Source organism: Sphingomonas sp. NPDC092440 (genome assembly GCF_044754985.1).
GTDB lineage: Bacteria > Pseudomonadota > Alphaproteobacteria > Sphingomonadales > Sphingomonadaceae > Sphingomonas.
Map to the genome: position 1 here is coordinate 84,398 of NZ_JBIVQA010000005.1, position 12,709 is coordinate 97,106.

The 12,709-nt window shown below is 67.4% G+C and carries 12 protein-coding genes; 2 read left to right on the plus strand and 10 right to left on the minus strand.

Annotation, left to right across the window (positions count from 1 at the left end; genetic code table 11):
- Positions 1 to 41: 41 nt before the first annotated feature.
- The 9 genes from ACIQCS_RS10040 to ACIQCS_RS10080 all read right to left on the minus strand — a co-directional run bounded on the left by ACIQCS_RS10040 (position 42) and on the right by ACIQCS_RS10080 (position 10,642).
- Entirely contained in the window at positions 42 to 1,376 is a 1,335-nt protein-coding gene (locus tag ACIQCS_RS10040; protein ID WP_345849880.1) for a serine hydrolase, read from the minus strand.
- A 105-nt stretch (positions 1,377 to 1,481) separates the two neighbouring features.
- On the minus strand, positions 1,482 to 2,876 hold the full coding sequence (gene lpdA / locus ACIQCS_RS10045) for a dihydrolipoyl dehydrogenase (RefSeq protein WP_345849881.1): 1,395 nt from the start codon (positions 2,874 to 2,876) through the stop codon (positions 1,482 to 1,484).
- Positions 2,877 to 3,074: 198 nt separating this feature from the next.
- The gene (gene odhB, locus ACIQCS_RS10050; RefSeq protein ID WP_345849882.1) at positions 3,075 to 4,277 is read right to left on the minus strand and encodes a 2-oxoglutarate dehydrogenase complex dihydrolipoyllysine-residue succinyltransferase; all 1,203 of its coding nucleotides are present in this window, start codon (positions 4,275 to 4,277) and stop codon (positions 3,075 to 3,077) included.
- A 28-nt stretch (positions 4,278 to 4,305) separates the two neighbouring features.
- Entirely contained in the window at positions 4,306 to 7,242 is a 2,937-nt protein-coding gene (locus tag ACIQCS_RS10055; protein WP_345852049.1) for a 2-oxoglutarate dehydrogenase E1 component, read from the minus strand.
- A gap of 67 nt (positions 7,243 to 7,309) precedes the next feature.
- On the minus strand, positions 7,310 to 8,194 hold the full coding sequence (gene sucD / locus ACIQCS_RS10060) for a succinate--CoA ligase subunit alpha (RefSeq protein WP_183999614.1): 885 nt from the start codon (positions 8,192 to 8,194) through the stop codon (positions 7,310 to 7,312).
- A 4-nt stretch (positions 8,195 to 8,198) separates the two neighbouring features.
- A complete protein-coding gene (locus ACIQCS_RS10065) occupies positions 8,199 to 8,783 on the minus strand; it encodes a hypothetical protein (RefSeq protein WP_345849883.1) in 585 nt (194 codons plus the stop codon).
- A 110-nt stretch (positions 8,784 to 8,893) separates the two neighbouring features.
- Positions 8,894 to 9,856, minus strand: coding sequence for a malate dehydrogenase (gene mdh, locus ACIQCS_RS10070; protein WP_345849884.1), 963 nt, complete (start codon positions 9,854 to 9,856; stop codon positions 8,894 to 8,896).
- Positions 9,857 to 10,016: 160 nt separating this feature from the next.
- Positions 10,017 to 10,307, minus strand: a complete 291-nt coding sequence (locus ACIQCS_RS10075; RefSeq protein ID WP_345849885.1) for a hypothetical protein — start codon at positions 10,305 to 10,307, stop codon at positions 10,017 to 10,019.
- A 5-nt stretch (positions 10,308 to 10,312) separates the two neighbouring features.
- Positions 10,313 to 10,642 carry a YbjQ family protein gene (locus ACIQCS_RS10080; RefSeq protein ID WP_086128170.1) on the minus strand — a complete coding sequence of 110 codons (330 nt, stop codon included), beginning with the start codon at positions 10,640 to 10,642 and terminating at the stop codon, positions 10,313 to 10,315.
- 102 nt (positions 10,643 to 10,744) lie between these two features.
- On the opposite strand from ACIQCS_RS10080, the gene ACIQCS_RS10085 reads away from it, so the two are divergent.
- Entirely contained in the window at positions 10,745 to 11,104 is a 360-nt protein-coding gene (locus ACIQCS_RS10085; protein WP_345849886.1) for a hypothetical protein, read from the plus strand.
- Positions 11,104 to 12,246: a glutathionylspermidine synthase family protein gene (locus ACIQCS_RS10090; protein WP_345849887.1), complete on the plus strand. Its 1,143-nt coding sequence runs from the start codon at positions 11,104 to 11,106 to the stop codon at positions 12,244 to 12,246. Before ACIQCS_RS10085 ends, ACIQCS_RS10090 begins: the two co-directional genes overlap by 1 nt.
- A gap of 4 nt (positions 12,247 to 12,250) precedes the next feature.
- Here ACIQCS_RS10090 and ACIQCS_RS10095 read toward each other — a convergent pair whose 3' ends face one another.
- Positions 12,251 to 12,658, minus strand: a complete 408-nt coding sequence (locus ACIQCS_RS10095; protein WP_345849888.1) for a VOC family protein — start codon at positions 12,656 to 12,658, stop codon at positions 12,251 to 12,253.
- Between the last annotated feature and the right edge of the window lie 51 nt (positions 12,659 to 12,709).

The following is a 12,709-nucleotide window of genomic DNA, read 5'->3' on the forward strand; positions in this document are numbered from 1 at the left end:
TGGAGGGGCACTGCGGGCGGCGATGATGGCGGCCCGAGGCCCTATTTCCGCACTGCCTTCTGGTCGCGCCCGTTCTGGTGCAGCACCGCGCCGGTGACCTTGCCCGATGCGTCGCGCGTGAAGTCGATCTGCGCATCGACCGCGCGGTAGAAGAAGCGGTCCTGCGCTTCCGGGAACAGATCCAGCGGTCCCTGGCCCGTCGCCTGGGCGATCAACCGGTCGCCCTCGGCGCGGATGGTGATGCCGAAGCTCGGGTTTATTTCGTAGGTGCCTTCATAGGATTTGAGGATCGCGGGCGCGAGCTTCACCGCCTGGCGTTCGCTGGGCAACGTGACCGTGCCGCCGCGTGCCAGCGTCATCATCGCGCGGCCCAGCGTGCTTGCGCCATTGCCGTTGATATTGGCGAGCGCCACCACGGTGATCTTGCGATCCGGATCATAGCCGAGCCAGGTGTTGAAACCGTCGATCCCGCCGCTGTGCGAGATCGTGGTCGCGCCATCCCTGGTCACCGCGCCGATGCCGAATGCGTAATTGTTCTTGTACGGCGTGCGCATGGCCGCGAGCGATTCGGGCTTGAGCAGCTTGCCGCCGAACAGCCCGGTCTCCCATTTCAGCAGGTCGTGGGTAGTCGAATAGAGCGCTCCCGCGCCTTGGGGGATCGACATGTCGATATAGTCGGCATTGACCACCACGCCCTGGCGCGGGCTGTAGCCCGAGGCGCGATGCGGAATCACCCGCGCATGATCGTCATAGCCGCTGTCCGCCATGCCGAGCGGCTTGAAGAGGTTCTCCGCGACGAAGCTCGCATAGGACTGGCCGCCTGCCTTCTCGACGATCGCGGTGAGCAGGACATAGCCCGAATTCGAATATTTGAACTGCGTGCCCGGCTCGAAATCGAGCGGCTTGTCGCTGAACCGCGCGATCAGTTCGGGCAGCGTCACCGGCAGCGGCTTGGTCTTCTCGTAGTTCTCGAACCCGGTGAAGTTGGGCACGCCCGCGCTGTGGGTGAGCAGGTGGAACACGGTCACCTTGTCCCAGGCCGCCGGCGCATCGGGCAGATAGGTCTTTATCGGGGTATCGAGGCGCAGCTTGCCGCGTTCCTGAAGCAGCAGGATCGAAGCGGCGGTGAATTGCTTGGTCAGGGAACCGAGCCGAAACCGGGTTTCGCCGTCGTTCGGGATCTTCCATTCGAGATTGGCCGAGCCATAGCCCTTGTCGAACAGGATCTTTCCGTCCTGGGCGACGAGGATAGCCCCCATGAAGCCGCTCCTGTCGGCTTCGGCGCTGGCGGCCTTGTCCATGCGCGCCGCATCCTGGGAGAAGGCGGGCGCGGCGAGGGCGGTCGCCGCCAGCAGGCCGAACAGGATGTGATGCATGCAGCTCCCCTCTATGTGTGTTGTTTGAATAACACACATAGAGGGGAGCTGCAAGGGGTCGGATACCGGATAGTTGGCCGCAGCCTGCGCCGCTGCCGTCTCGGCTCAGATGTGGATCGGCTTGCCCTGCACCGCCATCGCGGCTTCCTTGAACGCTTCCGAGTGGGTCGGGTGGGCGTGGCAGGTATAGGCGATGTCCTCGCTGGTCGCGCCGAACTCCATCGCCTGGGCGGCCTGGGCGATCATCGTGCCGGCGACCGAGGCGATCATCCACACGCCGAGCACGCGGTCCGACTTGGCGTCGGCGATCACCTTCACCCAGCCGTCCGGCTCGTGGTTGGTCTTGGCGCGGCTGTTGGCGATCATCGGGAACTTGCCGACCTTCACCTCGGTGCGCTCCTTGGCCTGTTCCTCGGTCAGGCCGACGCCGGCGATCTCGGGCCAGGTGTAGACGACCGAGGGGATCACGTCGTGGTTCACGATGCCGGTGAGGCCGGCGATGTTCTCCGCCACCGCAATGCCTTCGTCCTCGGCCTTGTGCGCGAGCATCGGGCCGGGCACGACGTCGCCGATCGCCCAGATGCCGGGCACCGAAGTGCGGAAGTCGTGGTCGATCTCGATCTGGCCGCGCTGGTTGGTCGAGAGGCCGGCTGCCTCCAGGCCCAGGCCCGACGTGTTCGGACGGCGGCCGATCGACACCAGCACCGCATCGGCTTCCAGCGTCTCGGCGGCGCCGCCGGCCGAGGGCTCGAGGGTAAGCGTGGCCTTGCCGCCATTGACGGTGACGCCGGTGACCTTGGTGGAGAGCTTCAGCTCCATGCCCTGCTTCTTGAACAGCTTGCCCGCTTCCTTGCGGACCTCGCCGTCCATGCCCGGCAGCAGCTGGTCGAGGAACTCGACCACGGTGACCCTGGCGCCGACGCGGCGCCACACCGAGCCGAGCTCCAGGCCGATCACGCCGCCGCCGATGACGACGAGATGCTCGGGGACCTTGGGCAGCTCGAGCGCGCCGGTGCTGTCGACCACGACCTTCTGGTCGATCTCGACGCCCGGCAGCGGGGTGACCGAGGAGCCGGTGGCGATGACGATGTTCTTCGCCCGCACCTCGCGGTCGCCGACCTTGACGCTGTCCTTGCCGGTGAAGGTGGCATGGCCCTTCAGCCACTCGACCTTGTTCTTCTTGAACAGGAACTCGATGCCGCCGGTCAGGCCCTTCACTGCGTCGATGCGCTGGGCGTGCATCGCGTCGAGGTCCAGCTCGACCGTCGGGGTCTTGATGCCGAGCTTGGCGAGCTTGCCGCTGGCGGCTTCCTCATAGAGCTCGGAGGCGTGGAGCAGCGCCTTGGAGGGGATGCAGCCGACATTGAGGCAGGTGCCGCCCAGCGTCGCGCGGCTCTCGGCGCACGCGGTCTTGAGGCCCAGCTGCGCCGCGCGGATCGCCGCGACATAGCCGCCCGGGCCCGAACCGATCACCAGCACGTCGAAATCATAGTCGGCCATTTGCTTCTCTTTCGTCTCTGCGACGGGAACTGGCGGCGGCGCGGGCGGAAGGGTCTCCGCGGGCACCGGGGCCGGCTCGATCATCGGGGAGGCTGCTTCTTCCCGCCTCCGCTTGCGCTTCCACAACCACATAGGATGACCCGCCCCGCCTGCAACCCATGAGGGTTAGTGGCGGAGCAAGTCAGTTTTACGACCGCCTTACAGGTCGATCAGCAGCCGGGTCGGATCCTCGATCGCGTTCTTGAGCGCGACGAGGAAGGTCACTGCCTCGCGGCCGTCGACCAGGCGGTGGTCGTAGCTGAGCGCGAGGTACATCATCGGGCGGATCACGATCTGGCCGTCGCGGACCACCGGGCGGTCCTCGATGCGGTGCAGGCCGAGCACGGCGCTCTGCGGCGGGTTGATGATCGGCGTCGACATCAGCGAGCCGAACACGCCGCCGTTCGAGATGGTGAAGGTGCCGCCCTTCATCTCTTCCATCTTCAGCGTGCCGTCCTTGGCGCGCTTGCCGAAGTCGCCGATCGTGCGCTCGATGCCGGCGACCGACAGCGTCTCGGCGTCGCGGATCACCGGGACGACCAGGCCCTGCGGGGCCGAGACGGCGACCGAGATGTCGCAATAATCGTGATAGACGATCTCGTCGCCCTCGATCGAGCCGTTGACGCCCGGAATGTCCTTGAGCGCCATGCAGGCGGCCTTCACGAAGAAGCCCATGAAGCCCAGGCGGACGCCGTGCTTCTTCTCGAACAGATCCTTGTACTTGGCGCGCGCCTCGATCACCGCGGTCATGTCCACGTCGTTGAACGTGGTGAGCATCGCGGCGGTGTTCTGCGCTTCCTTCAGGCGCTTGGCGACGGTCTGGCGCAGGCGCGTCATCTTGACGCGCTCTTCCTTGCGGCCATTGGCCGGGGAAGCGGCCGGAGCGGCGGCGGGCGCCGGAGTCGCGGCCGGAGCCGGCTTGGCGCTGGCGGCGGCGATCACGTCGTCCTTGGTCAGGCGGCCGTCCTTGCCGGTGCCCTGCACGGTGGAGGGGTCGACGCCGGTCTCGAGCACCGCGCGGCGCACCGAGGGCGAGAGCGCGGCGGCTTCGGTCGCGGGCGCGGCGGCCGGAGCGGGCGTCGGGGCCGGTGCGGCGGCGGGAGCCGGGCTCGGCGCGGCGGCGGCGCCGCCTTCGCTCACCACGGCGATCACCGCGCCGACCTCCACCGTGTCGCCCACCTTGACGAGCTGCTCGCCCATCACGCCGGCGACCGGGCTGCCCACTTCCACGGAGACCTTGTCGGTCTCCAGGCTCGCGATCGGCTCGTCGAGCTGCACGGGATCACCCGGGTTCTTCAGCCATTCGCCGAGCGTGGCTTCGGTGATCGATTCACCCAGTGTCGGGACTTTAACGTCTGCCATTGTCTTTCCTCGTTCCCTGGGGACGGTCTCAGTTGTTGCGGGTGCGACGGATCTCGTCGCGGACATTGTGGCCAAGGGCATCGGCGATCAGCGCGCCCTGCTCGGCCTGGTGGCGCTTCATCAAGCCGGTGGCGACCGCCGCGGCCGGCGCGCGGCCGGCATAGCGCGGACGCCGCACCTTGCATTTCGCCTCGGCCAGGCTGGCCTCGATGAAGGGCTCGACAAAGGTCCAATAGCCGTTGTTCTTCGGCTCTTCCTGCGCCCAGATCACTTCCTCGACATTGGCCATGCGCGCGATGCGCTTGGCCAGCGCCTCGCCCGGGAAGGGATAGAGCTGCTCGATGCGGACGATCGCGGTGTTCTGGTCGCCGGCCGCGTCGCGCGCCTCGATCAGGTCATAGGCGACCTTGCCGGTGCACAGCACCAGCCGCTTCACATCGGCGTCGGCCGGCGCGCGCGGATCCGACAGGATGCGCATGAAGTGGCTGTCGCCCAGGAAATCCTCGGCTCTGGACACCGCCATCTTGTGGCGGAGCAGCGACTTCGGCGTCATCTGCACCAGCGGCTTGCGGAAGTTGCGGTGCATCTGGCGGCGCAGCAGGTGGAAATAGTTTGCCGGCGTCGTGATGTTGACGACCTGCATATTGTCTTCCGCGCAGAGCTGGAGATAGCGCTCCGGGCGCGCCGAGCTGTGCTCGGGGCCCTGGCCCTCATAGCCGTGCGGCAGCAGCATCACCAGGCCGTTGGCGCGCAGCCACTTGGCCTCGCCCGCGGCGATGAACTGGTCGATCATGATCTGCGCGCCATTGGCGAAGTCGCCGAACTGCGCTTCCCACAGCACCAGCGTCTTCGGATCCGCCAGCGCATAGCCATATTCGAAGCCGAGCACGCCATATTCCGAGAGCGGGCTGTCGAGCACTTCGAACGTGCCGTGCGGGATGGTGCTGAGCGGGATGTAGCGATGCTCGTCCCGCTGGTCGACCCAGACGGCATGGCGCTGCGAGAAGGTGCCGCGGCCCGAATCCTGGCCGGACAGGCGCACGCCATAGCCTTCCGACAGCAGCGCACCGAAGGCCAGCGCCTCGCCGGTCGCCCAGTCGAAATTCTCGCCGGAGGTGAACATCGCGCGCTTGGCATCGAGGACGCGGCCCAGCGTCTTGTGGATCTCGAGATCGGCGGGAACCTCGGTCAGCGTGCGGCCCAGGCTGTCGAACAGCTTCTTCTCGATGCCGGTGTCGACCGAGCGCCGCGCATTCTCGGTATCGGCGGGCGCCGACAGGCCCGACCAGCGGCCGCCGAACCAGTCCGCCTTGTTGGGGAGGTACGACTTGCCGGCCTCGAACTCGCCTTCGAGCAGCAGGTTGAACTGCCTGGTGCGCTCGTCGACAAAGCCCTGGTCGATCACGCCTTCGCCGATGAGCTTGCGCGCATAGACCACGCTCACCGACGGATGCTGGCGGATCGCCTTGTACATCAGCGGCTGGGTGAACGAGGGCTCGTCGCCTTCATTGTGGCCGAAGCGGCGATAGCACCACATGTCGATCACGACGTCGCGCTTGAAGGTCTGGCGGAACTCGATCGCCATCTTGCAGGCGAAGGTGACCGCTTCGGGATCGTCGCCATTGACGTGGAAGATCGGCGCCTGGACGCCCTTGGCGACGTCCGACGGATAGGGCGAGGAGCGCGCGAATTGCGGGCTCGTCGTGAAGCCGATCTGGTTGTTGATCACGAAGTGCAGGCAGCCGCCGGTATTGTAGCCGCGAATGCCCGAGAAGCCGAGGCACTCCCACACGATGCCCTGGCCGGCAAAGGCCGCGTCGCCGTGCAGCAGCACGGGCAGCGAGCCGGTGTGCTGCTCCAGGTCGTTGGCGATGGTCTGGATCGCGCGGGTCTTGCCGAGCACCACCGGATCGGCGGCCTCGAGGTGCGAGGGATTGGCGACCAGCGACATATGCACGCTGATCCCGTCGAACTCGCGATCGGTGCTGGTGCCGAGGTGATATTTCACGTCGCCCGAGCCGCCGACGTCATCCGGGTTGGACGAGCCGCCCGAGAATTCGTGAAAGATCGCGCGGTACGGCTTCGACATCACATTGGCGAGCATGTTGAGCCGGCCGCGATGGGCCATGCCGTAGACGATCTCGCGCACGCCGAGCTGGCCGCCATATTTGATGATGGCTTCCATCGCCGGGATCATCGCTTCGCCGCCGTCGAGGCCGAAGCGCTTGGTGCCGACATATTTCTTGCCGCAGAACTTCTCCCACTCCTCGGCCTCGATGACCTTGGAGAGGATCGCCTTCTTGCCGTCCGGCGTGAACTGGATGGCCTTGTCCTTGCCTTCCATCCGGTCCTGGAGGAAGCGGCGCTCCTCCACATCGGCGATGTGCATGTATTCCAGGCCGACATTGCCGCAATAGTTCGCGCGCAGGATATCGACGATCTCGCGGATGGTGGCCTTTTCCAGGCCGAGCGCGCCGCCGAGATAGATCGGGCGATCGAGATCGGCGCCAGTGAAGCCGTGATATTCGGGCGTCAGGTCGGCCGGCACGTCCTGGCGGGCGAGGCCGAGCGGATCGAGCGTGGCGGCGAGGTGGCCGCGCACCCGATAGGTGCGGATCAGCAGCATCGCGCGGATCGAATCGCCGGCGGCGCGGGCGATGTCGGCTTCCGACGCGGCCGGGCCGGCGGGCTTGGCGGCAGGCGCGGCGCCGCCCTTGGCGGGCTTGGGCGCCGGCTCCATCTGGGTCGGGTCGAGCCCGGCGGTGAGGGCATCCGTATCGGCGAGCGGCCAGCGCGGGTTCGCCCAGCTGGGGCCCGAGGCAGTGTTCTCGAGCCCGTCGAAAAACTGCTGCCACCTGGGCTCGATGCCCGTCGGATCCGCCTTGTAGCGGCGGTACAAAGTCTCGACGAAGGCGGGGCTCACGCCGCCGGCGATGTCGTCGAAGTCCAGGCCCTCATAGCCCATGGTCACCAATCCAGTCTCTGTTAGCGCTCCCATTCCGTGCAGGAGATAGGAGCGCTCCCGTTACAATTCAGCCCTTGAGCACTTCGACCAGCGTCGAGCCCAGCTCGGACGGGCTGGCGGCGACGCGGATGCCCGCTTCTTCCATCTTGGCGATCTTCTCCTCGGCGCCGCCCTGGCCGCCCGAGACGATCGCGCCGGCATGGCCCATGCGGCGGCCCGGAGGCGCCGTGCGACCGGCGATGAAGCCGGCCATCGGCTTCTTGCGGCCACGCTTGGCCTCGTCGATCAGGAACTGCGCGGCTTCCTCTTCGGCCGAGCCGCCGATCTCGCCGATCATGATCATCGACTGGGTGGCGTCGTCGGCGAGGAACAGCTCGAGCACGTCGATGAAGTTGGTGCCGTTGACGGGGTCGCCGCCGATGCCCACCGCGGTAGTCTGGCCCAGGCCGGCATTGGTGGTCTGGAACACCGCCTCATAGGTGAGGGTGCCCGAGCGCGAGACGACGCCCACCGAGCCCTTCGAGAAGATCGAGCCCGGCATGATGCCGATCTTGCACTCGCCCGGGGTCAGCAGGCCGGGGCAGTTCGGGCCGATCAGGCGCGACTTCGAGCCCGACAGGGCGCGCTTCACCTTGACCATGTCGAGCACCGGAATGCCCTCGGTGATGCAGACGATCAGCGGCACTTCGGCGTCGATCGCCTCGAGGATCGAGTCGGCGGCGAAGGGCGGCGGGACGTAGATGACCGAGGCGTCGGCACCGGTCTTGGTCACGGCCTCGGCAACGGTGTCGAACACGGGCAGGCCGATATGCTCGGTGCCGCCCTTGCCGGGGGTAACGCCGCCGACCATCTGCGTCCCATAGGCAAGCGCCTGCTGGGTGTGGAAGGTGCCGGTCTCACCGGTCATCCCCTGGGTGATGACCTTGGTGTTCTTGTTGATCAGGATGCTCATGCGTTCACTGGGCTCCAGGCGCTTTGGATTCGGTTGGGGAGGAGGAGCGCAGCACGACCCAGCCGCCATAGGCGGCGGCGGTCAGGCGAACGCTGTCTCGTGCGGAAGTGGCGACCGACGCGCCGACCGCGCTGGCGGTCGGCCGGGCGGTGAGGGGCACGCTATCCTCCTCGGGGAGGACGACCTTGCGGGCGGCGAAATAATCGTCGTCGGACAGCGCGTGCCACAGCACGATGCAGCTGTCGCCGATCGGCGTGCCGCTGGGCGCGGCGGTGGGTGGCATCAGATAGAGCTGGCCGCCGGCGATCCGGTAGATGGCGTTGGGCACCTGCGCGGCGGCGGGCGCGGGCAGCTTCTCCGCCTCGCCGCGCGTGGCGACCGTGCTGGCGCCGAGCGCGCGCCGCGCGGCGGCGGGGAGCGCGGCGAAGCCGATCGACTCCGCGACGCTCTTGCTCAGCCGTACCGCGCCGCTGACGCAGGCGGCCTGGAACAGCGGCACCGGCTCGGCGGGGGCCGTGGGCGTCGCTTCCTGCGCGGCGGCGGGCAGGGCGACGCCAAGGCCAAGAACGAACAGCGCGATCCGCTTCATCTCATTCCCCCAGCCATTGTCGTTCGAACGCGCTTCGCGATGCGGTCTCGGCCGCGATCCTCTTGCGGATCACGGCCGAGACCGGCAGCGCGAGAGGGCGCTTCGGCATATCAGGCGAGCGAGCCGTCGATCGCCTTGCAGGCCACCAGCAGTTCCTTGACCGCATCGACCGAGACCGTGAGGTTGGCCTTGGCTTCGTCGGTCAGGTTGATCTCGATGATCTTCTCCACGCCGTCCTTGCCGATGATGATCGGCACGCCGACGTACAGATCGTCGACGCCGTACTGGCCGGTCAGGTGCGCGGCGGCCGGCAGGACGCGCTTCTTGTCGTAGAGATAGCTCTCGGCCATCGCGATCGCCGAGGTGGCGGGCGCGTAGAAGGCGGAGCCGGTCTTGAGCAGGCCGACGATCTCGCCGCCGCCCGAGCGGGTGCGCTGCACGATCGCGTCGATGCGCTCCTTGGTCGAGAAGCCCATCGCGATCAGGTCGCTGACCGGGATGCCCGACACGGTCGAATATTCGAGGACCGGGACCATGGTGTCGCCGTGGCCGCCGAGCACGAAGCTGTTCACGTCCTTCACCGAGACCTGGAATTCCTCGGCGAGGAAGTGGCTGAAGCGCGCCGAGTCGAGCACGCCGGCCATGCCGACCACCTTGGTGTGCGGAAGCCCAGAGAATTCGCGCAGCGCCCAGACCATGGCGTCCAGGGGATTGGTGATGCAGATCACGAACGCATCCGGCGCATTGGCGGCGATGCCCTCGCCCACGGCCTTCATGACCTTGAGGTTGATGCCGAGCAGGTCGTCGCGGCTCATGCCCGGCTTGCGGGCGACGCCGGCGGTCACGATGATCACATCGGCGCCCGCAATGTCCGCATAGTCGTTCGAGCCGGTGATCCTGGCGTCGAAGCCTTCGACCGGACCGCACTGGCTCAGGTCGAGCGCCTTGCCCTGGGGCACGCCCTCGACCACGTCGAACAGGACGATGTCGCCCAGGCCCTTGAGTGCGGCGAGGTGGGCGAGCGTACCGCCGATGTTGCCGGCGCCGATCAGCGCGATCTTCTTGCGGGCCATGGAAACTCCCTATGGGTCTGGTTCAACCGGACACAGACGCGCGTACCGGCGCGCCGGTGAAAGCGGTGGCGGCTTAGGCCCATAATAGGAGAGTCGCAACCCATGAAAGCGGAGAGCCGCGGAATATCTTTGCAACTAATTCGCAAGTGCAATAAGCGACTTACGCCTCTTCGCAGGCATCGACATAGCGCCGTTCGCCCGTGGCGGGATTGAACCATACGACCACGAGCCGTCCGCTCTCCTCGTCGAGGAAGCGTTCCGTGGTGGGCTGCCAGCCGGCCGCGTCGAGCGGAGTGCCGGCGCCGCGATAATGGAAGCGTTCGAACAGCGTGCCGAGCAGCAGCGCCCCGGCCGCGACCAGCATCGGCCAGGCAGTGGCGTCCCACAGCGTCATCGCGACGGCGGCGGCGAGCCAGAGCGCTGCCGCGACCGTCACGATCAGGCGGAGCATCGCGATCAGTCCAGCGGGGCCGGGTCGAGCACCACCGCCGTGCCATAGGCGACGACTTCGTTCATCGCCTGGGCGATCTCGCCCGAGTCGAAGCGCATCATCACGATCGCATTGGCGCCCATGGCATGGGCGTTGGCGACCATCCGGTCGATCGCATGACGACGGGCATCCTCGACCAGCCGCGTATATTCGGGGATCTCGCCGCCGACGATCGAGCGCAGCGACGCGCTGATGTTGCCGCCGATGCCGCGGCTGCGGACGACGACGCCGAATACTTGTCCCAGAGTACGAACGACGCTGTGGCCCGGAATATTCTCGGTAGTGGTGACGATCATGGTTCTACCCCGTGAGTCGGTGGCGCCATCCTGCCGGTGCGCGGATGGATTGCCAAGCGCCGCGCCATGCTGATAGCTCTCCGCCCCGAGCAAGGGGGTGGGATGCACGGGAAGATCGATTTTTCGGTGCTCAAGGTGACGGCGGCGACCTCGGCGGCGCTGCTGGCGAGCGGCTGCGGGGGCGGCCAGCTGGTCGCGAACCAGCCGACCCAGCTGTGCGTCGACGCCGGCGGCCGGCGCATCGCCGATGCGAGCTGCGGCGCGCGCGGCGGTGGCGGCGGCGTGGGGCATGCCTATTATGTCGGCCGCGGCCAGCGCGTGCCCGAGATGGGAGAAGTCGCCCGGGGCGGCTCGATCCGGCCGAGCGCCGGCGTCTCCTATTCGAGCGCGAGCAGGGGCTCGGTGTCGCGCGGCGGCTTCGGGCGCTCGGCCGGCTTCCATGGCGGCTTCGGAGGCGGGTGATGCGGCGCACCCCGGTCGCCCCGCGGCCGGACTGGCAGGCTCGGGTCGAGGCGCTGGGCCTTGTCTGGCACAGCATGGACGGTCGCCCCTATTGGGACGAAAGCGCCTGCTATCGCTTCAGCCTGAGGGAAATCGAGGAGATCGAGGCGGCGACCGCCGAGCTCTATCGGCTGTTCCTGGCGGCGGGCGAGCATGTCCTCGCCAACGACCTGCTCGGCAGCTTCGGCATCCCCGAGCCGGCCTGGGCCGCGATCCGGCGGGCCTGGGACGAAGAGCCGCCCGCGCTCAATTTCGGCCGCTTCGATCTCGGCTATGCCGGCGACGGCCCGCCCCGGCTGTTCGAGTTCAACTGCGACACGCCGACCAGCCTGATCGAGGCCGCGGTGATCCAGTGGGACTGGAAGGAAGCCGTCTTTCCGGCACTGGACCAGTATAACGGCCTGCACGAGAAGCTGGTCGAGCGATGGCGTGACATCGCGCCGCTGCTCCCGGGCGGCCATGTTCATTTCGCCCATGTCGCGGACGATGCCGGCGAGGACACGGTCACCATCGCCTATCTGCGCGACACGGCGCAGGCGGCCGGGCTCGCCACCGCCGCGATCCGCATGGAGGATATCGGCTGGAGCCACGATGCGCGGCGCTTCGTCGACCTGCGGGACCAGGTGATCGAGAACTGTTTCCACCTCTATCCCTGGGAATGGCTCCTCGCCGAGGATTTTGCGCCCGCATTGCTGGAGAGCCTGGGCAGCACGCGCTGGATCGAGCCGATCTGGAAGATGATCTGGAGCAACAAGGCGATCCTGCCGGTGCTCTGGGAGCTGTTCCCCGGCCATCCGAACCTGCTCCCCGCCAGCCGGCGCCGGCTGCCCGGCGGCGACCAGGTCGCCAAGCCGCCGCTTGGGCGCGAGGGGGCGAACGTCTCGATCCTGCGTGGCGGCGAAGTCGTCGCCGAGACCGGCGGGCGCTATGACGAGAGCGGCTGGATCTACCAGGCGCTCTATCCCCTGCGCGACTTTGGCGGCGGCTATCCGGTGATCGGCGCGTGGATCGTCGATGGCGAGCCCGCCGGCATGGGCATCCGCGAGGACGGCCTCATCACCGGCAATACCGCGCGCTTCGTGCCGCACGTGATCGAGGGCTGAGCCCTCAGCCCTGGCCCGAAAGATCCTGGTAGAGCATCAGGGCGTTGCCGTCGGGATCGTAGAAGGTGAGCAGCCGGACCATGCCGGGGATCTCCTGCGCCGGCCCGTCCTGGCGCACGCCGGCCGCATCGAGCGCCGCCTTGGCCGCGTCGAGATCGACCACGCCGAAAGTGAGCGTCGCGCCGCCGCCCTGGATCACCTTCTCGACCTGGGCGAGGCCGATGGTGACGCGCGCGACCGGACTCTCGAACTCGCACCAGGCGATCTCGTCCATCCGGTAGAGGAGGTGCATGCCCAGCACGTCGCGATACCAGGCGATGCCGGCATCGAGATCGCGGACGTTGAGCGCGCAGGTGAGGCCGCCGTCAAAGCCGATGGCGGCGCGGGCAGGGGCTTCGAGCGTGGTTGCCATATCGATTCTCCGACTCTTGAGTTCCATTTGTATAGTCGATATGAATTTGGC